At 70.3% G+C, this 21,623-nt stretch carries 18 protein-coding genes and 1 pseudogene; 5 read left to right on the top strand and 14 right to left on the bottom strand.

Translation table 11 applies throughout. From position 1 onward, the window contains the following. Window positions 1-304 precede the first annotated feature (304 nt). The 4 genes from SH922_RS34440 to SH922_RS34425 form a co-directional block, all read right to left on the bottom strand. Window positions 305-1,987 carry an ABC transporter family substrate-binding protein gene (locus tag SH922_RS34440; RefSeq protein WP_393062473.1) on the bottom strand — a complete coding sequence of 561 codons (1,683 nt, stop codon included), beginning with the start codon at window positions 1,985-1,987 and terminating at the stop codon, window positions 305-307. 109 nt (window positions 1,988-2,096) lie between these two features. After that, the gene (locus SH922_RS34435; RefSeq protein ID WP_393062472.1) at window positions 2,097-4,181 is read right to left on the bottom strand and encodes a dipeptide ABC transporter ATP-binding protein; all 2,085 of its coding nucleotides are present in this window, start codon (window positions 4,179-4,181) and stop codon (window positions 2,097-2,099) included. Beyond that, on the bottom strand, window positions 4,178-5,128 hold the full coding sequence (locus tag SH922_RS34430; RefSeq protein ID WP_393062471.1) for an ABC transporter permease: 951 nt from the start codon (window positions 5,126-5,128) through the stop codon (window positions 4,178-4,180). The genes SH922_RS34435 and SH922_RS34430 overlap by 4 nt, the downstream gene beginning before the upstream one ends. A gap of 1 nt (window position 5,129) precedes the next feature. After that, window positions 5,130-6,113: an ABC transporter permease gene (locus SH922_RS34425; protein ID WP_393062470.1), complete on the bottom strand. Its 984-nt coding sequence runs from the start codon at window positions 6,111-6,113 to the stop codon at window positions 5,130-5,132. A 356-nt stretch (window positions 6,114-6,469) separates the two neighbouring features. Here SH922_RS34425 and SH922_RS34420 point away from each other — a divergent pair, with 356 nt between their 5' ends. After that, complete coding sequence (locus tag SH922_RS34420) at window positions 6,470-7,534, top strand: biotin/lipoate A/B protein ligase family protein (protein WP_393063767.1); 1,065 nt, start codon at window positions 6,470-6,472, stop codon at window positions 7,532-7,534. Between the two features lie 27 nt (window positions 7,535-7,561). Here SH922_RS34420 and SH922_RS34415 read toward each other — a convergent pair whose 3' ends face one another. Beyond that, a complete protein-coding gene (locus SH922_RS34415) occupies window positions 7,562-8,245 on the bottom strand; it encodes a response regulator (protein ID WP_393062469.1) in 684 nt (227 codons plus the stop codon). Next, window positions 8,242-9,390 carry a sensor histidine kinase gene (locus SH922_RS34410; protein ID WP_393062468.1) on the bottom strand — a complete coding sequence of 383 codons (1,149 nt, stop codon included), beginning with the start codon at window positions 9,388-9,390 and terminating at the stop codon, window positions 8,242-8,244. Before SH922_RS34410 ends, SH922_RS34415 begins: the two co-directional genes overlap by 4 nt. Window positions 9,391-9,559: 169 nt before the next feature. On the opposite strand from SH922_RS34410, the gene SH922_RS34405 reads away from it, so the two are divergent. Then, the gene (locus SH922_RS34405; RefSeq protein ID WP_393062467.1) at window positions 9,560-10,543 is read left to right on the top strand and encodes a carboxymuconolactone decarboxylase family protein; all 984 of its coding nucleotides are present in this window, start codon (window positions 9,560-9,562) and stop codon (window positions 10,541-10,543) included. Beyond that, entirely contained in the window at window positions 10,540-11,346 is an 807-nt protein-coding gene (locus SH922_RS34400; RefSeq protein WP_393062466.1) for a class I SAM-dependent methyltransferase, read from the top strand. The genes SH922_RS34405 and SH922_RS34400 overlap by 4 nt, the downstream gene beginning before the upstream one ends. Here SH922_RS34400 and SH922_RS34395 read toward each other — a convergent pair. Both SH922_RS34395 and SH922_RS34390 read right to left on the bottom strand, forming a co-directional pair. After that, window positions 11,343-12,794 (bottom strand): amidase, encoded by a 1,452-nt coding sequence (locus SH922_RS34395; protein WP_393062465.1) that lies wholly within the window; start codon window positions 12,792-12,794, stop codon window positions 11,343-11,345. The genes SH922_RS34400 and SH922_RS34395 overlap by 4 nt on opposite strands. Window positions 12,795-12,988: 194 nt before the next feature. Further along, the gene (locus SH922_RS34390; protein WP_393062464.1) at window positions 12,989-13,351 is read right to left on the bottom strand and encodes a hypothetical protein; all 363 of its coding nucleotides are present in this window, start codon (window positions 13,349-13,351) and stop codon (window positions 12,989-12,991) included. 199 nt (window positions 13,352-13,550) lie between these two features. Between SH922_RS34390 and SH922_RS34385 the strand changes: the two genes are divergently transcribed. Then, window positions 13,551-14,324: a hypothetical protein gene (locus tag SH922_RS34385; RefSeq protein ID WP_393062463.1), complete on the top strand. Its 774-nt coding sequence runs from the start codon at window positions 13,551-13,553 to the stop codon at window positions 14,322-14,324. Here the strand turns inward: SH922_RS34385 and SH922_RS34380 are convergent. The 5 genes from SH922_RS34380 to SH922_RS34360 all read right to left on the bottom strand — a co-directional run bounded on the left by SH922_RS34380 (window position 14,287) and on the right by SH922_RS34360 (window position 20,980). Then, a complete protein-coding gene (locus tag SH922_RS34380; RefSeq protein ID WP_393062462.1) occupies window positions 14,287-15,837 on the bottom strand; it encodes an NCS1 family nucleobase:cation symporter-1 in 1,551 nt (516 codons plus the stop codon). The genes SH922_RS34385 and SH922_RS34380 overlap by 38 nt on opposite strands. A 74-nt stretch (window positions 15,838-15,911) precedes the next feature. Beyond that, entirely contained in the window at window positions 15,912-16,913 is a 1,002-nt protein-coding gene (locus tag SH922_RS34375; RefSeq protein WP_393062461.1) for a TIGR03842 family LLM class F420-dependent oxidoreductase, read from the bottom strand. Between the two features lie 11 nt (window positions 16,914-16,924). Next, a complete protein-coding gene (hydA, locus tag SH922_RS34370; protein WP_393062460.1) occupies window positions 16,925-18,325 on the bottom strand; it encodes a dihydropyrimidinase in 1,401 nt (466 codons plus the stop codon). A gap of 532 nt (window positions 18,326-18,857) precedes the next feature. Continuing rightward, window positions 18,858-20,141, bottom strand: coding sequence for an aspartate aminotransferase family protein (locus SH922_RS34365; protein WP_393062459.1), 1,284 nt, complete (start codon window positions 20,139-20,141; stop codon window positions 18,858-18,860). Continuing rightward, entirely contained in the window at window positions 20,138-20,980 is an 843-nt protein-coding gene (locus SH922_RS34360; protein ID WP_393062458.1) for a nitrilase-related carbon-nitrogen hydrolase, read from the bottom strand. The genes SH922_RS34365 and SH922_RS34360 overlap by 4 nt, the downstream gene beginning before the upstream one ends. Window positions 20,981-21,296: 316 nt before the next feature. Between SH922_RS34360 and SH922_RS34355 the strand changes: the two are divergent. Beyond that, window positions 21,297-21,470: pseudogene (locus SH922_RS34355) on the top strand (transposase); the annotation flags it as partial. Here the strand turns inward: SH922_RS34355 and SH922_RS34350 are convergent. After that, window positions 21,459-21,584 (bottom strand): hypothetical protein, encoded by a 126-nt coding sequence (locus SH922_RS34350; protein ID WP_393063845.1) that lies wholly within the window; start codon window positions 21,582-21,584, stop codon window positions 21,459-21,461. The pseudogene SH922_RS34355 and the gene SH922_RS34350 sit on opposite strands and share 12 nt — an antisense overlap. Window positions 21,585-21,623 lie beyond the last annotated feature (39 nt).

The following is a 21,623-nucleotide window of genomic DNA, read 5'->3' as shown; positions in this document are numbered from 1 at the left end:
CGAGGTGGGGTGCTGTGGGACGTAACGCGTGCGGCAGTGGAGCCGCTTAGTTCACTAGGTGATTTAAGAAGTGAACTAAGCGGGTGTCAAGACCTTGGTACATACCACTGAGCGATCCGGCGGAGATGTGCCCTCGAGTGCGAAAACGCCCTCGCCCCGGTAGCCATGGCCCGGTGGGCACCGCGGAAAGTGGCCAAGAGTCGAAGCGACGAGACCGACAAAGACGGAGCCGGCCGCAGGCATTCGCCGAATGCCTGCGGCCGGCTCCGTGACTATGACTCCCGGCGCTTGCCCGGACCGTGTGTCACTTCTGCCAGCCGACCGTCTCCGGGAGCGGGGTGTAGAAGATGGTCGCGCCGGCATTGGCCAGGCCCTTCTTCACTCCGTAGGTGGAGGGACCGCTGAACAGCGGCAGGAAGGCGTACTGCTGGAGTGCCTTCTTCTCGACCTTGTTGACCGCCACGGCCTGCTCGTCCAGGTCGGCGATCCCTGTGGTGGCGCGGATCTCCTTGTCCAGCGCCGGGGTGCCCGCACCGGTGAGGTTGGAGTCACGGTCCGAGCAGTAGAAATCGCACAGGTAGCGGGCACCGAACGGATCCATGGAACGGTTGCCAGACAGGAACAGGTCGAACCTGCGGTCGCTGAGGATCTTGGAGAAGTCCGCGTCGTCACCCTTCTTGATGACGAGATGGATGCCGACCGGCTTCAGCATCGCGGCGAAGGCGCCCGCGGTGGCCTTGCCCAGCGGGTCGTCGCCCAGGAGCGTGTACCCGACTTCCAGCTTCCTGCCGTTCTTGACCCGGATACCGTCGTCGCCTGCCTTCCAGCCCGCCGCGTCGAGCGTCTTCTTCGCCTCGTCCGGCGCATACTTCAGAACCGCCGAGAGGTTGTCCGCGTAGCCCTTCTGGAAGCTGTAGAGCACCGCCGAGCCGGGCAACGGCTCCGTGTAGTCGAGCCCCTGGAACTGGATCTTCGCGATCTGTGCCCGGTCGACGCTCTCCTGGATGGCCTTGCGGACGGCCTTGTCCGAGAGGACTGCCGACTTCGTGTTGAAGTAGAGGGAGTACTCGAAGGGGCTGCCGCCACTGCGGATCTCCGTGCCCTTGAGCCCCTTGACCTGCTTGAGGCTCTCCGCGTCGACGGCGGAGGTGTAGTCGATCTGGCCGTTCTTGAAGGCGTTGACCGCCGCGGTCGGCTCCAGGTTGACGTAGGTGCGCTTGTCGAGCTTGCCCTTCCTGCCCCACCACTTCGGGTTGCGGACAAAGGTGATGTTGCCGGAGTGCGTGTCCCACTTGCCGACGGTGTACGGCCCGGCGCCCCACTCCGGGTGGGCCTTCTTCACGTACGCCTTGTTGAAGTTCTCGACGGTGGCGGCCTTGGGGTGCAGGAAGGTGGTGAACAGGGTGGACCAAGCGGCGTTGGCACCCTCGAAGGTGATGACGGCCTGCTTGGCGTCCTTGCCCTTCGCGACCGAGGTGATCCGGTCGTAACCGTCCGTGGACGACGTGGCGAAGTCCTTGTCCGAGCCGTTGTTGGCCTTCCAGGTGGCGTCGATCGCCGTCCAGTCGATCGGTGTGCCGTCGTTGAAGGTGGCCTTCGGGTTGATCGTGAGCGTGACCTTCTGGTTGCCGCCCTCGACCGCGACCTTCACGTCGCTGTAGTAGTCGGGGTTGTACTGCACCTCACCGGTGGGCGAGTAGGTGATCGCGTCGGCGTTGTACCAGCCCCAGACCCTGGACGCGGTCAGCGTGGCATTGACGTTGAACGGGTTGCCCTGGTCGTCGAAGGTGCCGACCGTCGTGTACGTCCCGCCGTCCTTGACGTTCTCGTACGGCTGGGGGTTGTAGTCGACCGCGGCCGACGCGGCCTTGGGGACGTCCTTCCCGTCAGCGTCGGCCCCGTCCTTGCCCGAGGAGGACTGGCACGCGGTGGCGGCGACGGAGATGGCGGCGATCAGGGCGACAGGCAGGGCCAGTCTTGCGCGCATGACGGAATGTTCCTTCTGCTTCGTGGGGTGTACGGGAGAGCCCGGTGACGGGCGGGGTGAACTGTCCCGGTGCCAGGACCGGCGGGTCCTGGCACCGGGCGGGACGGCCTCAGACGGCGTGACAGGCGTACTGGTGGCCGGGCCGGCCGGCCACGGAGGCCGGCGCGGGGCGTTCCGTACGACAGCGCTCGCGCACCGCCTCGTCGGCGACGCGGTGGAGCGGGCAGCGGTCGACGAAGACGCAGCCCGCCGGCAGCCGGGCTGCGCTCGGCTGCTCGCCCTCCAGCACGACGCGTTCGCGGGTGCGTTCCCGCTGCGGGTCGGGGACCGGAATCGCCGACAGCAGCGCCCGGGTGTACGGGTGCTTCGGATCGGCGAAGAGCGTCTCGGTGTCGCCGGTCTCGACGATGTGCCCCAGGTACATCACCGCGATGCGATCGGAGATGTACCGGACCACGGCCAGGTCGTGGGCGACCACGAGGTAGGCGAGACCGAGTTCGCGCTTGAGCCGGGCCAGCAGGTTGATCACTCCCGCCTGCACCGACACGTCCAGGGCCGAGAGCGGCTCGTCGAGCACGAGCAGTTTCGGCTCGGTCGCCAGGGCGCGGGCGATGCCGATCCGCTGGCGTTGACCGCCGGAGAGCGCGGCCGGGAAACGGTCGCTCACCGATGCGTCCAGACCGACCAGGCCGAGCAGTTCGTTGATCCGGGCATGGATCGAGCCCCGGTCCCGCCCGATGGCCTGCAGGGGTTCGGCGAGCAGTTGGAAGACGGGCAGCCGGGGGTCCAGCGCTCCCAGCGGATCCTGCATGACGATCTGTACGTCTCGCCGCAACTCCCGTACACGCGCGCCTGATTCCACGGCTCCGACATCGGTGCCGGCGACCTCGATCCGCCCGCCCTCGGGCCGTCTGAGCCGCAGGATCTCCAGCAGCGTCGTCGTCTTGCCGCTGCCCGACTCGCCCACCAGGCCGAGGGTCTCCCCCGCCCGCAGCTCGAAGCTGACCCGGTTGACGGCCCGCAGCGTGCCGACCCGGCGCTTGAGGACGGCCCCCTTGGTGACGGGGAAGGTCTTGACGAGGTCCTCCACCCGGAGCACCACGTCGCCGGCGGCGCGGGCCTCCTGGTGGACGGGCTCGACCGGCTCGACGGCCCCCGCCGGATCCAGCGCTCCATCGGCGATCTCGTCCGCGCGCAGGCACGCCACGTCCCCGTGCCCGGTGACCTCGCTCAGCCCGGGTTCGTCGGTGCGGCACGCGTCGAGGGCGACGGCGCAGCGGCTCGCGAAGGGGCAGCCGACCGGGAGGCCCACAAGGACGGGCGGCTCCCCGCCGATCGGGAGCAGGGGCCGGTGGACGCCGCTGTCCACGGTCGGCACGGCGGCGAGCAGCCTCGCGGTGTACGGCATGACGGGCCGGGCGAAGAGTTCCCCGGCGCTCGCCCGCTCGACGATCCGGCCCGCGTACATGACGGCGATGTCGTCCGCGTGGCCGGCGACGACCCCGAGGTCGTGCGTGATGAGGACGAGTCCGGCACCGGTCTCCTTCTGCGCCAGCCTCAGCACGTCGAGGATCTGGGCCTGCACGGTGACGTCGAGGGCGGTGGTGGGCTCGTCGGCGACGAGCACCGACGGCTTGTTGGCTATCGCCATGGCGATGACGACGCGCTGGCGCATCCCGCCGGAGAACTCGTGGGGGAAGGACTTGGCCCGCCCCCGCGGGTCGGGGATGCCGACGAGGTCGAGCAGTTCGACGGCCTGTTCCCAGGCGGCCCGCTTCGTCAGGTCCTGGTGGATCCGCAGGGCGTCGGAGAGCAGTCGGCCCACGGTGAAGATGGGGGTGAGCGCGGACAGGGGATCCTGGAAGACCATGCCGATGGCGTTGCCCCGTACCCCGGAGAGGGCCTTGTCACCGAGGCCGATCAGGTCCCGCCCGCCGAGCAGCACCTGGCGCCGCAGGTCGGCGGAGGGCGGCAGCAGGCCCATGATGCCCATGGCGGTGGCCGATTTCCCCGAACCGGATTCGCCGACGATGCCGAGGGTGCGGCCCGGCAGGAGATCGAAGCCGACACCCCGCACCGCCTCGACGGGTCCGGCTTCGGAGGGGAAGGTGACCCGCAGGTCCCGTACCGAGAGCACGGGGGTGCCGGCGTCGGCGGGCAGGGGTGCGGTGGACGTGGTCGTCGCGAGGGTCATCGTCGGCCTCCTGCCGCACCGGTCACGGATGTGGGGTCCAGGGCGTCACGCAGTCCGTCGCCGACGAAGGTCATCGACACGGTGAGCAGGACGACCAGGCCCGCGGGGAAGGCGAACAGCCAGGGAGCGCTCGTGACGGTGCTCGCACCGTCCGCGAGCATCGTGCCGAGGGAGACGTCCGGGGTCTGGACGCCGAACCCGAGGAACGACAGGGCGGTTTCGCTGAGCACGGTCGCGACGACGCCGAGCGTCAGGTTGAGGATCAGCAGCGAGCCGAGGTTGGGGATGATGTGGCGGAGGATGATGCGCAGCGGACCGACTCCCATGAACTCGGCCGCCGTCACGTAGTCCCGCTCCCGCAGGGAGGTCGACACGGACCAGATCACCCTCGCGGTGGACATCCAGCCGAACAGCGTCAGTACGACGATGAGGACCCGCCAGTCGCCGGCGAGGCGGTTGGAGACCAGAGCGAGGATGAGGAACGAGGGGACGATCAGCAGGAAGTGGATGACGGCGAGCGTGGTCTTCTCCACCCGGCCGCCGAAGTAGGCGGCGCCGGAGCCGATGACGGCGGCGACGACGACGGTCAGGACGGACACGCTCACGGCGATCGTCAGGGAGCGCCTCAGTCCGTGCACGGCGGAGGCGTAGATGTCGTTGCCGCCCTGGTTGGTGCCGAACCAGTGGGCGGAGCTCGGTGGCTGGGTGAGCGCGGCGAAGTCGGCGTCGGAGTACGCGTACGAGGTGAACAGGCCGCCGGACACGCTGAACAGCACCAGAGCCATGAAGATCACCACGCCGACGACGGCGAGCCGGTTGCGCAGGAAGCGCCTCAGGTAGAGCCGGGCGAGGCCGAGGTGACGCCCGTCCTTGGGCGCGCCCCGCGTCGCTCGCGGCAGCCCGGCGGGCGCAGGGGTGAACGGGCCGGTGGTCAGGTCGGTGGACATGTCAGCTCACCCTCACGCGCGGGTCGAGGAAGACCGTGGCGATGTCCGCGAGGATCGCGCCGATCGCGGTCAGCGCGGCGGCGAAAGCGGCTGTCGCGACCGTGCCGTGGACGTCGTTCTTGCTGATGGTCTGGATGAAGTAGCGGCCCATACCGTTCCAGCCGAAGATCGTCTCGGTGATGATGGCGCCGGTGAACACGGCCGGAACGCTGAAGGCCACGGAGGTCGCCGTCGGGATGAGCGCGGTCCGCAGGGCGTGTCTGCGGATTGCCTGTGCCCGGGTGAGTCCGGTGGCCTGGGCGGTACGCACGAAGTCGGCGTTGATGGTGTCGAGCAGGAGCGAACGCTGCGTCAGGTGGTAGCCGACGTACCCCATCAGGGTCAGCGTCAGGGTCGGCAGGATCAGGTGCAGCATGCGGTCGCCGATGGTCGGGAGCAGTCCTTCGACGTTCGGAGAGTTCTCCCCGGCGACGTAGAGGAAGTGCAGCCCGGCGTGCTGGTTCAGCCAGATGGCGACGAAGACCACACCGAGCGCGGCGACGGACGTCGGGACGTTGAACACCGCGATGGAGACGGCCTGCGAGACCCGGTCGGCCCAGCCGTACTGCCGCGACGCCGTGTACACACCCAGCGTGACGCCGAGCACGACGGAGAGGATCGTCGCGATGACGACCAGCTCCGCGCTGACGAGCGCGCGGTAGCCGATCTCCCCGTTGACGGAGACGCCCGTGGGTGACTTCCCCCAGTCGAAGTGGACGACCACTGAGGTGAACCAGTCCCACCATCGCTGCACGACCGGCACCTGGGGATCCAGGTTGTAGGGCGCGAGCGCCCGGTCGATCTGCGCCTCGCTGCGGACCGGCCGCAGCTCCTTGAAGTTCGACCGCGGGTCCAGAAACCAACTGGCCAGAAAATACGTGGCGTTGGTCGATACCACGATCATCAGGAGCCAGCCCGTCGCCTTGCGCGTCACGTAGCGCAGCACGGGCGGCACCTCCCTACCGCGCGCAGGAGGTGCGCCGAGGGGGCGCCGGGTCTGGGGGGCGTATGCATGCGCGGTGGTGCCTTCTGGAGGGACGGAACATGAGTACAGGCGTACGAGCGTCAGTCTCATCCGCGGTTCGGCGGCGCCACCAGGGCCTGGCCCATCCCGCCACGACGTCGCAATACCGCCGTAGCAAACAGCCCGGACAGATCATGATTTGTGCACGGAACGCGCTTCGTCCGGGGGGGGCGGGCCCTTCACTGTGCCGGCCGCGGATTAAACGTCGCGATGACGGCGTTATGCCTGGTCGGAGCCGATTCGTAAGCATAGGAACCGGCGGAACTGGAGGCATGGCTGTGCACGGTGAGTACAAGGTCCCCGGCGGCAAGCTGGTCGTGGTGGACCTGGACGTCCGGGGCGGGGCGCTGCGCGACGTACGGGTGGCGGGTGACTTCTTCCTGGAGCCGGACGAGGCGATCCTGGCGATCGACGCGGCGCTGGAGGGTGCCCCGGCCACCACCGACACCGCGGGACTGGCCGCCCGGATCGACGCGGCCCTCCCGGAGTCGACGGTGATGCTCGGGCTCACGTCGGAGGGTGTCGCCGTCGCCGTGCGCCGGGCGCTGGCCCATGCCACGGAGTGGAGCGACTACGACTGGCAGCTCATCCACGACGCCCCGCAGTCCCCCGCACTCCACATGGCGCTCGACGAGGTCATCACGGCCGAGGTCGCCGCGGGCCGGCGGCCGCCGACGCTCCGGGTGTGGGAGTGGGACTCCCCCGCTGTGATCATCGGCAGCTTCCAGTCCCTGCGCAACGAGGTCGACCCGGCAGGCACCGACCGCCACGGCGTCACGGTGGTCCGGCGCATCTCCGGGGGCGGGGCGATGTTCGCGGAGCCGAGCAGCACCATCACCTACTCGCTCGCGGTCCCCCAGTCCCTCGTCTCCGGCCTCTCCTTCGCCGACAGCTACGCCTACCTGGACGACTGGGTGCTCGAAGCGCTCGGCGACATGGGGATCAAGGCCTGGTACCAGCCGCTCAACGACATCGCGACCGAGGTCGGGAAGATCGCGGGCGCGGCGCAGAAGCGCGTGGTGGGGCCGGACGGAGGGCCCGGCGCGGTACTCCACCACGTGACGATGTCGTACGACATCGATGCCGACAAGATGCTCGACGTCCTGCGCATCGGCAAGGAGAAAATGTCCGACAAGGGCACGAAGAGCGCCAAGAAGCGCGTCGACCCCTTGCGCCGGCAGACGGGCCTGCCCCGTAAGGCTGTCATCGAGCGGATGATCGAGTCGTTCCGCAACCGGCACGGCCTCCGTCAGGGCAAGGTGACCCCGGACGAGCTGGCCCGGGCCGAGGAGCTCGTCCGCACCAAGTTCGGCACGGCCGAGTGGACCGCCCGGGTGCCGTAGGGCCGGTGGTCGGCGCTCCCCCGGACATCACCGCTCACGCGGGGTGACGAGCCCCGACTCGTAGGCGAAGACGACGAGTTGGGCGCGGTCGCGAGCGCCGAGCTTGATCATGGCGCGACTGATGTGCGTCTTGGCGGTGAACGGGCTGATGACCATGTGCGCGGCGATCTCCTCGTTCGTCAGCCCCCGGGCCGCCAGCGCGCTGACCTCCCGCTCCCGGCGGGTCAGGGTCTCGAAGCCCGGTGCGGTCGTCCGGTCGGGGGGCCGGGCGACGAACTCGCCGATCAGTCTGCGGGTGATGGCGGGCGAGAGCAGAGCGTCGCCGCGGGCCGCGACCCGGACGGCCTGGAGCAGTTCGGCGGGTTCGGTGTCCTTGAGCAGGAAGCCCGCCGCTCCGGCACGCAGCGCGTCGAACACGTACTCGTCCAGGCCGTAGTTGGTCAGGATCACCACGTGGACGCCGCCCAGCAGCGGGTCGGCGGCGATCGCCCGGGTGGCCTCGATCCCCGTCATCACCGGCATCTGTACGTCGACGAGGGCGATGTCGGGGGTGTGCAGCCGGGCGAGCTCCAGCCCCTCGCGGCCGTTGACGGCCTCGCCGACCACCTCGATGCCGTCCTCCGCGTCGAGCAGTGCCCGGAAACCGGCCCGCATGAGCGCCTGGTCGTCGACGATGAGCACCCGGATCGGGGCGTCGACGTCATTGCTCATGCGATGGATCCGGCGGTGTGCAGGGGGAGTTCGGCGTGTACGGAGAAGCCGCCGGCCCGGCGTGGCGCGGCGGCCAGGGTGCCGCCGAGTGCTGTGACCCGCTCCCGCATGCCGGTGAGGCCGGTGCCCGCGGTGACGGTGTCGTCCGGGCCGCACGGACCGTGGTCGTCGACGTGCACGGTCAGCGCGTTCGGTCCGTAGGCGAGCCGGACAGTGGTCGGGGCCCGGTCGGCGTGCCGGGCCACATTGGTGAGGGCTTCCTGCACGATGCGGTACGCCGCGCGGTCCACGGCCACGGGCAGCGGCCGTTCCTCGCCACTGACGGTGACCGCGAGCGCGATGCCCGCGCTGCGGGCCCGTTCGGCGAGTTCGCCGATCCGGTCGAGTCCGGTGCCGGGTTCGACCACGTCGGTGCGCAACACCTCCAGTGTGGCGCGCAGTTCGCGCATCGCCTCGCCGCTCGCCTCCTGGATGGCGAGCAGGGCGGGCTCCACCTCGGTGCCGCGCTTGCGCGCGAGGTGGACGGCAACTCCCGCCTGGAGCTTGACGATCGAGATGGAGTGGGTGAGCGAGTCGTGCAGTTCACGGGCGATCCTCAGCCGCTCCTCCCCCGCCCGGCGCAGCGCGGCCTCGTCCCGGGTGCGTTCGGCGTCGAGTGCCCGCTGTTCGGTCTGGCGCAGATACGCCTGCCAGTTCTTGTCGATGAGTCCGGTGACCCCGGCGCAGAGGAACCACCCGAGCAGCAGCACGGCCCGCTCCACGACGCCCTCGGCAGCGGGTGAGGCGGTGATCAGGACGGTGAAGTAGCCGGCGAGGAAGAGTGCGCCGGCCGCGATGCCCCAGGCGCGGTGCCCGCTGCGCGCGGCGGCGTGCACGGCGGCCAGTACGGGGAACGCCGCCCAGGTGCCCGGGTGCGCGTGGACCACGTAGCCGGACATGGCGAGCGTGGTGACGGCGAGCACCGTGCGAGGTGCGCGGCGATGCCCGGCGAGGGCCAGCGACCCGGTGGCCACGAGCACCAGGTCGGCTACGCCGGGCTCCGAGGCCATGCAGGCGGCGACGGTGACCGCCGCACCGATCGCCACCGCGAGTACCGCGTCCAGCAACCGGGTGCGGCGGCCGATCTCCCCCGTGTCCCCCGTCATGTGTCGCACCATAACTCCCGTACGACACCCGGGGCATCAGCCCTGGGGACCGGCCGGGCACTACTCCCCGGGCAGTAGTGCCCGGCCGTCCGCAGCCGAACGGGATCAGCATCGATTGCCTCCGCGGGTACGACGACCCGGCCCGGGTCCTCGGGCGAGCATCGTCGCCATGACCGGACCCTTCCGCTACACCTCACCCGTACCTCCGAAGTCGGCGACCGGAGTGGTCGCCGACGTCTACGCCCAGATGTCCACCGACTTCGGGATCGAGCGCGCTCCGACCTTCGTCGTCCTGTCCGCCTCCCCTCCGCTCCTCACCGCGGCCTGGGCGCTGGCGCGCGAGTCGCTGCTGGCCGGACAGGTGTCCCGTACGGACAAGGAGGTGGTGGCGGCAGGGGTGTCGCTCGCCAACCGCTGTCCGTTCTGCGTGGACGCGCACACCGTGCTGCTGCACGCCACCGGCGATCACCGGCTGGCCGAGACGATCGCCCGCGGCGAGCAGCCGCAGGACCCCGCTCATCGCGCCCTGCTGGCCTGGGGCAAGGACATGAGTACGCCGCAGCCGTTCGGGCCCGCCGCCGCACCCGAACACATCGGGACCGCGCTCGCCTTCCACTTCATCAACCGGATCGTCTCCTCGCTGCTGACCGAGAGCATGCTGCCCGGTGGTCTCCAGCGCCTTCGCCCCGTACGGAGTGCGGCGGGCCGCACCCTGGCCCGGACCGTGCGACGCGAGCTGGTGACGGGTCTGAGCCTGCCCCTGCTCGAAACGGAGGGCGAGGCTCCCGCCTGGGCGGCGGGCACCGCAGTCGGCACGGCGTACGGCGCGCTGCGCACAGCGGCGGAACTGGGTGCCGGGCTGCTGAGCGACGAGGACGCGGCGCTCGTACGAGAGTCGGTGGCGGCCTGGGACGGCGTCACCCCGCTCCCCCTGCACGGTGCGGATCTGCCTGACCGGTCCGAGCGGCCGGGCGCCCGGCTGGCGTTGCTCGCGGCACGCGCCCCGTACCGGATCACGGACGAGGACGTGGCCGCCTGGCTCGCACCGCCGTTCACCGATCACTGCCTGGTCCACCTGATCGCGTTCGGTGCGATCTGCGCCATGGGGCGCGTCGAGACCACGCTCACCACCGAAATGAAGGAGCACGCATGACAGTCGCCGAAGCCTGGAACGGACCGCTCGGGCAGCACTGGGCCGCCCACCCGGACCGCTACAACGCCATGCTGGACGGGTTCGACGCCGCGCTGTTCGACGCGGCCGCGATCCATGCCGGGGACCGGGTGGTGGACATCGGCTGCGGCAGCGGGCTCACCACCCGGATGGCCGCGCAGCGGGCTCCGGGCGGCCGGGTCACGGGTGTCGACATCTCGGAGCCGCTCGTCGGACGGGCCCGCGAACTCACCGGTGAGGAACAATTCCCGCATGTCACCTACCGGTTGGGCGATGCGCAGACCTGCGCGTTCCAGCCCGGCGCGTACGACCTGGCGATCAGCCGGGGCGGGGTGATGTTCTTCGCCGACCCGGTCGCAGCCTTCACCAACATCGCGGGATCGCTGCGGCCGGGCGGCCGGCTGGCGTTCCTCTGCCCGCAGCCCGCACAGCCGGACGGCGAGGAGCGCAAGGCGCTGGGCCTGCTGGCCTCCCTGCTGGGCCGGGACCACACGACCGAGAACGCGGTGGCCACGGCGATGGCGTCGCTGTCGGAGCCCGAGCGCATCCACCAGGTCCTGGGCGCGGCGGGCTTCGTGGACATCGAGATCACCGGTGTCGGCGCCGACACCTGCTGGGGCAAGGACGCGGCGGACGCGGTCGAGTTCTTCGTCTCCCGCGTGCCCGGCCTCGCCGTCTCCGACGCCACGCGGGCCGCGATGGCCAGCGCGCTGCTGCCGCACGAGTCACCGCGCGGGGTGATGCTGCGGGCGGGCGTGTGGGTGGTGACCGCACACACTCCTTAAGGTGCGGCCGGCGGCCGGTGCTCGTACCATCGCCGGTCGGCCTCCAGTTGGGCGGCCAGCGAGATGAGCCGCTCCTCGCTGCGGGAGGGACCGAGCAGTTGGGCTCCGACCGGGAGACCATCGGGGGTGAAGCCCGCGGGGACGTTGATTCCGGGCCAGCCCAGCACGTTCCACGGCCAGGCGTACGGGCACGCCTCGGTGATCGCCACGTCGGTGCGCCAGGCGCTCAGTCCGTCGAACCTGCCGATACGGGGAGGCGGCAGGGCGGTCGTCGGGGTGAGCAGCACGTCGAATCCGGATCCGGACCTGCCGCGGGCGGGGTGGAACAGGGCGCCGATCCGCCGGTGCTGGCGCACCTCCCGCTCCCTTGCCGCCCGCACCACCCGGCCGCCGAGCCGGGTGCCGGTGCGCAGGGCGCTGCGGGTACGGGGGTCCAGGAGCGCGGGTTCGGGATGCAGGGCCGCGAGTTCGGCGATTCCGGCGGTGGCGCGGGGGAGGAAGCCGAGGCCGATCAGCCCGTAGCGGGGCCGGGCCTCCTGGACATGGTGGCCGAGCCGGGCCAGCGCCTCGGCGAGTTCGGTGACCGCACGGCGTACGTCCGGGTGAGGAGCCGTGCCGGTGAGGGTGAGCGGGGGACGCCAGGCGAGGGCGATGCGCAGCCGGCCCGGGTCGCGGCGGGCGGCGGCCGAGGCGTCGACGGGCGGCGGGCGGTGCGGGTCGTCGGGGTGCGCTCCCGCGACGGCGTCCAGCAGCAGGGCGGCATCGGCGACGGTCCTGGCCAGTGGGCCGTTGACCGTGAGCCCCTGGAAGGCGTCGCTGTGGGGGTGGACGGAGATCCGGCCGCGCTGCGGTTTGATGCCGACGAGGTGGGTCCAGGCGGCGGGGATGCGTACGGACCCGGCGCCGTCCGAGCCCAGCGCCGCGGGCACGAGCCCGGCGGCGACGGCGGCCGCCGAGCCGCCGGAGGAACCGCCCGGGGTGTGATCGGTGTTCCACGGATTACGGGTGGCGCCGAAGGCGGCTCCCTCGGTGAACGGCCACTGACCGAGTTCGCAGGAGTTGGTCTTCCCGACGATCACGGCCCCGGCGGCGCGCAGCCGGCGTACGGACTCGCTGTCGGCGGTCGCGGCGGGCAGCTCCCCCGCGCAGCCGAAGTGGGTGGGCATCCCGGCGACGTCGGTGTCGTCCTTGACGGCGACGGGCACCCCGAGCAACGGCAGCCGCTCCCCCGCGGCGAGCCGGCGGTCGGCCTCGGCGGCCTCGGCGAGTGCGGCGGTCGCGCGCAGGTGCCGGAAGGCGTTGAGGGTGCCCTGGCTCGCCTCGATCCGGGCGAGGGCCTCGGTGACGAGCCGGGTGGCGGTGGTGCGACCGTCCGCGAGGGCCCGTGCGCTCTCGGCCAGCCCGGCCGGGGCCTCGACGTCCGTTCCGGTGGATTGTGCTGAGGACATGGGCTGCCCGCCCCTCTCGTACCGTCAGGTGCGTACACCTGTCCGCCCGAACGGACTTACTGGAGGGTAACGAGTCGGGGGCGCTCCCTCAACCGTTCGGCGGAGGCGCCGCCGGCCGTGTCGTCGAACTGTCGTCCGCGGCACCTGCATGGCGCCGCTCCTGTCCGGAACGGCACCACCCAGGCACACCCGGCCTACGGCTGGACGGTGATCTCACCGATTCCGGTGCCGAGCCCGGCACAGTGCGCGGTCGACTGGCCGGACTGGCCCGGGTTCAGCGTGACGTGCTCACCGTCGACGTCCGGGGACCAGCCGCAGACCAGGTGCACCCAGAAGGTCTGCGCCGTGCCGCCGTTGTTCCGGCACAGCGCGTAGCCGGTGTAGTCGTCGACGGCGTGCTTGCCCGTCTCGCACGACAGCCCCGGTGGCGTCGCCGCCGGAGCCACGGCGGAGGCGGCCGTGGCCAGGCCGGTGGCCACCGCGAGCGCCGTGGTCGCCCCAGCGACGGCGGCGCCCCGCGCTACGGCCCTGGACAGGCTCCCCATGGACTTCCTCATGTTTTCCTCTCGGTCGTGACGCATCGGTGCCGTGACAGACGTCCCCCGGCCCCTATAACCGAAAACACCACAAGACGTCACGCTGCGTACGCGCCCAGGGGATGCCGCTCCGCCAGGCGACCGCCCCTCCCCCGGCGTACGCTCGAATGATCCGACCGCAGACCCGGACAGTCCCGCCACGACCTTTCGAGGAGGCGCCGTGACCGGTTCACACCTCGGCACCCGCCCGGCCGCATGGACTGCGGCGATCGTGCTCTCCGTCACCGGCAGCGGCGTCATCGGCAGCGGCGTGGCACACGCGGAGGACATCGACCACCTCACCGCCCAGCAGATCGCCGACCGGTCCCGTGACGCGCTGCTCAGCACAGAATCCCTGCACCTGAGCACCAGAGGGGACCTCGGCAGGGGCAGTACCCCCATGTCCCTGGAGCTCACCCTGGACCGGGCCGGCAACTGCAACGGTTCGGTGGACCTCGGCAACAGCCAGGGCTCGGCGCTGATCGTGAAGCGGGGCGACGACATCTGGATCAAGCCGGACGCGGACTTCTGGAAGAACCAGGTCCCCAACGGCGGCTCCACCTTCGCCGCGATCCTGGGCGACCGCTACATGAAGGGTTCGGCCGATGATCCCCGGCTGAGCGCCCTGACCAGCACCTGCGACCTCAACACCTTCCAGAAGCTGGTCAGCGACAACGCGAACAACGACACCGGCACGCTCAACAAGGGCGCGAAGACCACTCTCGGCAAGGCGTCCGTCATCCCGCTCACCAGGATCCGGGACAACACCACACTGACGCTGGACGTGGCGGCCACCGGCAAGCCGTATCCGCTGCGGCTCACCATCAAGGGCAACGGCGCCGACGCGGTCGTGGGCTTCTCCGCCTTCGACAGGCCGGTGCCCAGGACCACGCCGCCGCCGGACGAGACCTTCGACGTCAGCGCGCTGCTGGGTCGCTCGACGAGCCCGGTGTGACGCTCTCGCGTCCGGTGAGCACCACGTACAGCACCAGCGAGGAGGCCAGGCCGACCGCCCAGCCGTAGTCGGCGAGGGGCTTCAGGAACGGGATCAGACCGTCCGCCGGGAACGGTCCCTTTCCGGGCTCCGAGTGCGAGCCGCCGATCGCCAGGAGACCGCCGACGGCGAAGGCGGCGACGGCCCGCCAGTTCCAGCCGTTCGTGTACCAGTAGCGGCCGCCGGGCCGGTAGAGGTCAGCGAGGTCGAGCACGGTGCGCCGGACGATCCAGTAGTCGGCGATCAGGATGCCCGCCACCGTACCGAGCAGACCGCCGACGAGTCCGAGCCAGGTGAAGATGTACAGCTCGGGCGTCTCGGTGAGCTTCCACGGCATGATCACGACACCGACGACGCCCGTGACCAGCGCGCCCGTACGGAAGTTGATCAGCTTCGGCGCGAGGTTCGCCAGGTCGTACGCCGGTGAGACCACGTTCGCCGCGATGTTCACGGAAATCGTCGCGACCAGCACGGTCACCAGCGCGTACAGCAGCCCGAAGACGTTGTCGGTACGGGCGACCAGTTGTACCGGGTCCCAGATCGCCTCGCCGTACACGGCCTGCGAACCGGAGGTCACCAGGACGGAGAGCAGCGCGAAGAGCGTCATCGTGGTGGGCAGACCGAGCGACTGGCCGCGGATCTGGGCGCGTTGGCCGGCGCCGAAGCGGGTGAAGTCGGGGATGTTGAGGGAGAGCGTGGCCCAGAAGGCGATCATCCCCATCAGGGAGGGGAAGAAGACCGGCCAGAACTCCTTGCCCCAGCCGAGCCTGGAGGGCTGGTCGAGCAGCGGGCCGAGTCCGCCCGCCTTGACGGCGACCCAGACCAGCAGCACCAGCGCGCCGACGATGACGAACGGGGCCGCCCAGTTCTCGAACCGGCGCAGGGTGTCCATCCCCCGGTAGATGATGGCGAGTTCGAGCGCCCAGAACAGGACGAAGCAGAGCCAGAGCGTCCACGGCTGCCCGCCGATCTCGTCCGCCTCCGCCCAGCCGCCGAAGATCTTCCCGAGCAGCGTGAAGATGCCGACGCCGCCGATCCAGGTCTGGATGCCGAACCAGGCACACGCCACGGCGGCCCGGATCAGGGCGGGCAGATTGGCGCCGCGCAGCCCGAACGAGGCGCGGGCCAGCACCGGGAAGGGGATGCCGTACTTGGGTCCGGCGTGCCCGGTGAGCAGCATCGGTCCGAGAACGATCAGGTTGGCGAGCGCGATGGTGAAGACCGCCTGCTTCCAGTCCATGCCGAGGGCGACGAGACCGGAGGCGAGGAGCCAGGACGGGATGTTGTGGGCCATGCCGACCCAGAGGGCGGCGAAGTTGTACGTGGTCCAGTTGCGCCGCTCCAGGGGGACGGGCAGAAGGTCCTCGTTGACGAACCGGCTGTCGTCGGGAGTGACACCGGCGGGGAGTTCGACGCGGTCCGGGGCCGCGGATATCCGGTCCTGCGGTGGTGGCGGTGGGGCGGTCGATGTCATGGCGGCTGGACCCTTCGCTCGGGGACGGTGCCGTGCGGGGCGGGGAAGTGCGTACGACCGGAGGAAGGCGGTGGTCAGTCGTTGAGCGCGGGAATGATCTCGGATCCGTAGGCGTCGATGGTCGCCTCGCGGGCGTCGTGCATGTTGTAGACGGCGAACTGGTCGACGCCCAGGTCACGCAGGGCCTTGAGCTTCTCGATGTGCGCCTCGGGCGGGCCCAGCAGGCAGAAGCGGTCGACGATCTCGTCGGGTACGAAGGTGGTGTCGGGATTCCCGGCGCGGCCGTGGTGGCTGTAGTCGTATCCGGAGCGTCCGGCGATGTACGCGGTCAGGGCCTCGGGGACGAGCCCGGAGTGCTCGCCGTAGCGGGAGACCAGGTCGGCGACGTGGTTGCCGACCATGCCGCCGAACCAGCGGCACTGCTCGCGGGCGTGGTCGAGGTCGTCACCCACGTAGGCGGGCGCGGCGACACAGATGGTCACGGAGTCCGGGTCGCGTCCCGCCTCGGCCGCCGCGTCACGTACGGCCTTGATCATCCACTCGGTGAGGAAGGGATCGGCGAGCTGGAGGATGAAGCCGTCGGCCTTCTGCCCGGCGAGCGCGAGCGCCTTGGGCCCGTACGCACCCATCCAGACGGGCAGCCGGCCGTCCTTGACCCAGGGGATCTGGATCGGCTGTCCGTCGACGACCGCCTCGCGCCCCTCGGCGAGGTCGCGGATGACGTCGATGGCCTCGCCGAGCCGGGCCAGGGTGTTCGGGCTGCGCCCTGCGACGCGCATCGCGGAGTCGCCGCGACCGATGCCGCAGACCGTGCGGTTGCCGTACATGTCGTTGAGGGTGGCGAAGGTGGAGGCCGTCACCTCCCAGGTGCGGGTCCCCGGGTTGGTCACCATGGGGCCGACCACGAGGCGTTCGGTGTGTTCGAGGATGCGGCTGTAGATGACGAAGGGCTCCTGCCAGAGCACCGCCGAGTCGAAGGTCCAGCCGTAGCGGAAGCCGTTGCGTTCGGCGCGGCGCATCAGGCCGACGACGGCCGAGGCGGGCGGGTCCGTCTGCAGGACGAGTCCGAAGTCCATGCCAGGTGCTCCTAGTCCAGGTACTGACAGGTGGCGCGCGGGGTGTACATGCCGTGGCCGGCGCGGCCTGTGAACGTACGGCGGTCGATGACGACCTCGCCGCGCGAGAGCACGGTCTCCACCTGACCGGTGAGCCGCTTGCCCTCGTACGCCGAGTAGTCGACGTTCATGTGGTGGGTCTCGGCGGAGATGGTCTGTTCGGCCGCCGGGTCGTAGATGACGATGTCGGCGTCGGCCCCGGGCGCGATGGTGCCCTTCTTCGGGTAGAGGCCGAACATCCGGGCCGGGGAGGCGCAGGCGATCTCGATCCAGCGGCGGCGCGAGATGTGGCCGTCGACGACCGCCTGGTGCAGGAGGTCCATCCGGTTCTCGACCCCCGGCATCCCGTTGGGGATCTTCGAGAAGTCGCCGCGTCCCATCTCCTTCTGGCCCGAGAAGCAGAAGGGGCAGTGGTCGGTGGAGACGACCTGGAGCTCGTTGTTCCGCAGCCCCCGCCACAACGCCTCCTGATGCTCCTTCGGCCGCAGCGGTGTGGAGCAGACGTACTTGGCGCCCTCGAAGTCCGGCTCGGCGAGGTTGTCGGTGGAGAGGAAGAGGTACTGCGGACAGGTCTCGCCGAAGACGGGCAGCCCCTTGTGCCGGGCCGCGGCGATCTCGGCGACGGCCTCGTCCGCGGAGACGTGCACGACGTACAGCGGGGAACCGGCGACACGGGCGAGCTGGATGGCCCGGTGCGTCGCCTCGGCTTCCAGCGCCACCTTCCGTACGTCCCCGTGGTAGCGGGGGTCGGTACGGCCGGCGGCGAGGGCCTGCTCGACCAGGACGTCGATGGCGATGCCGTTCTCCGCGTGCATCATCATCAGGCCGCCGTTGGACTCGGCCCGCTGCATGGCGCGCAGGATCTGCCCGTCGTCGCTGTAGAAGACGCCGGGGTAGGCCATGAACAGCTTGAAGGAGGTGATGCCCTCCGCGACCAGCAGGTCCATCTCCTTGAGCGACGACTCGTTCACATCGGCGAGGATCATGTGGAACGCGTAGTCGATGGCGCAGTTGCCGTCCGCCTTGGCGTACCAGGCGTCGAGCCCCTCGCGCAGGGACCGCCCGACGGACTGGATGGCGAAGTCCACGATCGTGGTGGTGCCGCCCCAGGCGGCTGCCCGGGTGCCGGTCTCGAAGGTGTCCGCGGCGTAGGTGCCGCCGAACGGCATCTCCATGTGGGTGTGCGCGTCGACACCGCCCGGGATGACGTACTTCCCGGTGGCGTCGATGGTCCGGTCGGCGGTCCAGCCCGCTGCGGCGTCGGTGCCGTGCGCGGCGAGCGCCGCGATGCGGCCGCCTTCGACGAGTACGTCGGCGTGGATCTCGTCGGACGCGGTCACGACCAGGCCGCCGTGGATGACGGTGCGGCTCATGTACCCCTCCTCACTGTGGCGGAATGGGTCTACGCACGTAGACAAGGTGCGTGATGAAGAACGTAGAAGTGGGTTACCCACTGTGGCAATACCGCTGCCGCTAACCGCTGAAGACGTTTCTGTTTCACCCGTCCGGCACTCAACCGGCCCAGTGCGCGGTGCGGTTCCGCCGGCCGGGCCCGGCACCCGCACATGTCGTATACGCGACGGGGGCGGAGACCGGATGCCACGGGTGACACCCCGGCAGACGTGGTGGCGACTCCGGACGGGCGAGTGGCGCGGGCCCTTGCGGGGGAACGTGCCGGGCGGGGAGCAGCAGCTCGCCGCGGGCCGGAGGCTTCACCAGGCAGGACAACCGGAAGATCGAGGCCATCGCCGTCCTGCCCGGGCGGCTGAGCCTCTGGGACACGGACGACGAGAACTTCGACGGTTCCGTGACGTTCGAGCGCGTCGGGCGGTAGCCGTCCGGGGGCCCGGGGCGGCTGGTCGGGCACGGGGGTGCGGTGACCGGCCGGCCACCGCACCCCCGTCCTCACCCCGCCGAGCGCAGCGCCTCGGCCAGGATCGCCGCGCCCTCCTCCGCCTCAGGGATGGACAGCGAGAGCGGCGGGGCGATGCGCAGCACACTGGTGTTGTGGCCACCGCCCTTGCCGATGAGCAGGCCGCCCTCCCGGGCCGCCTCCAGCACGGCCGCGGCCCCTTCGGGGTTCGCCTCGTCCGTGCCCGGCTTCACCAGCTCGATGCCGATCATCAGGCCGCGCCCGCGCACCTCCCGTACGCACTCCGAGGCCGCGCCGATCGCACGCAGTCGCTCGATGAGCAGGCCGCCGACGCGGCGGGCGTTGCCCTGGAGGTCGTGTTCGAGGAGGTACGAGAGGTTGGCGAGACCTGCGGCCATCGTGACCGGGGAGCCGCCGAACGTCGAAATCGAGTTGGCGTCCAGGCAGTTCATGACGTCGGCACGGGCGACGACACCACCGATCGACATGCCGTTGCCGATCCCCTTGGCGAACGTGAGGATGTCCGGCGGGCCGTTCCTCCCGTGTGCCTGCCAGCCCCAGAAGTGTTCGCCGGAGCGACCCCAGCCGGTCTGCACCTCGTCGGAGATCCACAGGATTCCGTGCCGGTTCAGGACTTCACGGAACGCCGCGTACAGGCCGTCGGGCGGTGAGGTGAACCCGCCCACGCCCTGGATGGGTTCGGCGATCAGTGCGGCGGGAGCCCGGGTGTGGCCGAGCAGGTCCTCCAGGTCCGCGACACAGGCGGCGATGAACTCCCCGTCGCCCAGGTGCGCGTACGGCCCGCGGGTGCGCACACCCCCGTGCACGTACAGCGTCTGGAGCGGCGACAGGCTGGTGGGCGACCAGGCGTTGTTGCCTGTGATGGAGACCGCGGAGAAGGACCTGCCGTGGTAGCTGTTGCGCATCGCGAGGATCTGGTTCGACCTGCGGTACGTGGTGGCGAGCAGCAGCGCCGTGTCGTTGGCCTCGGTGCCGGAGGTCGTGAAGAAGACCCGGGCGTCCGGGATGCCGGAGAGCGTGACGATGCGCTCGGCGAGTTCGACCATGGGCCGGTTCAGATAGAGCGTGGAGGAGTGGATGATCCGCCCGGCCTGCTCGCTGACCGCCTTGGTGACCTCGGGCAGTGCGTGGGCGGTCATCGTGGTGAGGATGCCGCCGAAGAAGTCGAGGTAGCGGTTGCCGTCGGCGTCCCAGACATGACGGCCCTCGCCGTGGGTGATCTCCAGCGGGTGCCGGTAGTAGAGCGCGAGCCAGTCGGGACTGACGGCGAGGTGGCGATGGTGCAGACTGCTCACGGCTCCACCAGTCCCTCGTACGCGTCGGGGCGGCGGTCCCGGTAGAAGGCCCACTGCTGACGGACCTCCTCGATGAGCCCGAAGTCCAGGTCCCGGACGAGGAGTTCCTCCGCCTTGTCACTGGCGACCTCGCCGACGAACTGACCGCGCGGGTCGACGAAGTAGCTGGTGCCGTAGAAGTCGTTGTCGCCGTACTCCTCCTGGCCGACGCGGTTGATCGCGGCGATGAAGTACTCGTTGGCGACGGCGGAAGCGGGCTGTTCCAGCTGCCAGAGGTAGCTGGAGAGGCCGCGCGAGGTCGCGGACGGGTTGTAGACCAACTGGGCTCCGTTGAGGCCCAGTTGCCGCCACCCTTCGGGGAAGTGCCGGTCGTAGCAGATGTAGACGCCGACCTTGCCGACGGCCGTGTCGAAGACGGGCCAGCCGGCGTTGCCGGGCTTGAAGTAGTACTTCTCCCAGAACCCCTTGACCTGCGGGATGTGGTGCTTGCGGTACTTGCCGAGATACGAGCCGTCGGCGTCGATGACCGCGGCGGTGTTGTAGTAGAAGCCGGACTGCTCGACCTCGAAGACCGGGACGACGATCACCATGCCGGTCTCACGGGCCAGCTCGCGCATCCGCTGCACGGTCGGGCCGTCGGGCACGGCCTCGGCCCATCGGTAGTGCTCGGGCTCCTGCACCTGGCAGAAGTACGGGGCGTTGAACACCTCCTGGAAGCCGATGACCTGCGCCCCCTGCCGGGCGGCCTCACGAGCGTGCTCCTCGTGCTTGGCGATCATGGATTCGGTGTCGCCGGTCCAGGTCGCCTGGACGAGTGCGGCGCGTACGACTTGGGACATGAGCTGCTCCTTCGACGCGGCGTCAGAGAGCCTCTTGGCGTTTCTACGCCCGTAGACACGTGCGTAGGGGAGAACGTAAGCCCCGTCACACAGCGGGGCAAGACCATCGCCGTGAACCAGCGGAGTCGATCATGTTTCACACCCATGCGGTCCATTGCCCGGGCTCGGCCGGATGGGCCTGGAGACCCTCGTTCGGATCATGCCGGGTTCGCGGGGTCCGGCATGATCCAGAACGAAAGGCCCGGGGTCTGTCCTGTGGGTCGGTTTCGGCGAGGCGTGGCTTTGATGCCTGGTCGGCTCGTGTTGATCCGGTGCGGTGGTAGGCGTAGGTCGCGGTGAGCCGACGAACAAGGCGTGGGCGGCGATCGAGCCGCTGCTGCCGCCCAACGGCGGCGGGAGGCGCCGGCGGGATCACCGGCAGGTGATCAACGGGATCCGGTGGAAGCTGCGCACCGGCGCTCCGCGGCGGGACCTGCCGTCAGCCGGCGGGGAAGTAACGGCCGTTGTCCAGATCGGCGAGCAGGCCGGGCTGAGCGGGTTCCCAGCCGAAGGTCCGGCGGGTGACGAGGTTGGTACTCAGTCCCCCCGGGAGCGTCCGATGCATCTTTGTCCGCATCAAAGCCACCACGCCGAAAGCGAACTA

It is taken from the genome of Streptomyces sp. LN549, assembly GCF_043203805.1.
In the GTDB taxonomy this organism is placed as follows: domain Bacteria; phylum Actinomycetota; class Actinomycetes; order Streptomycetales; family Streptomycetaceae; genus Streptomyces.
Note: the sequence above shows the minus strand (reverse complement) of the source record. Positions and strands in the feature narration are given on the sequence as shown.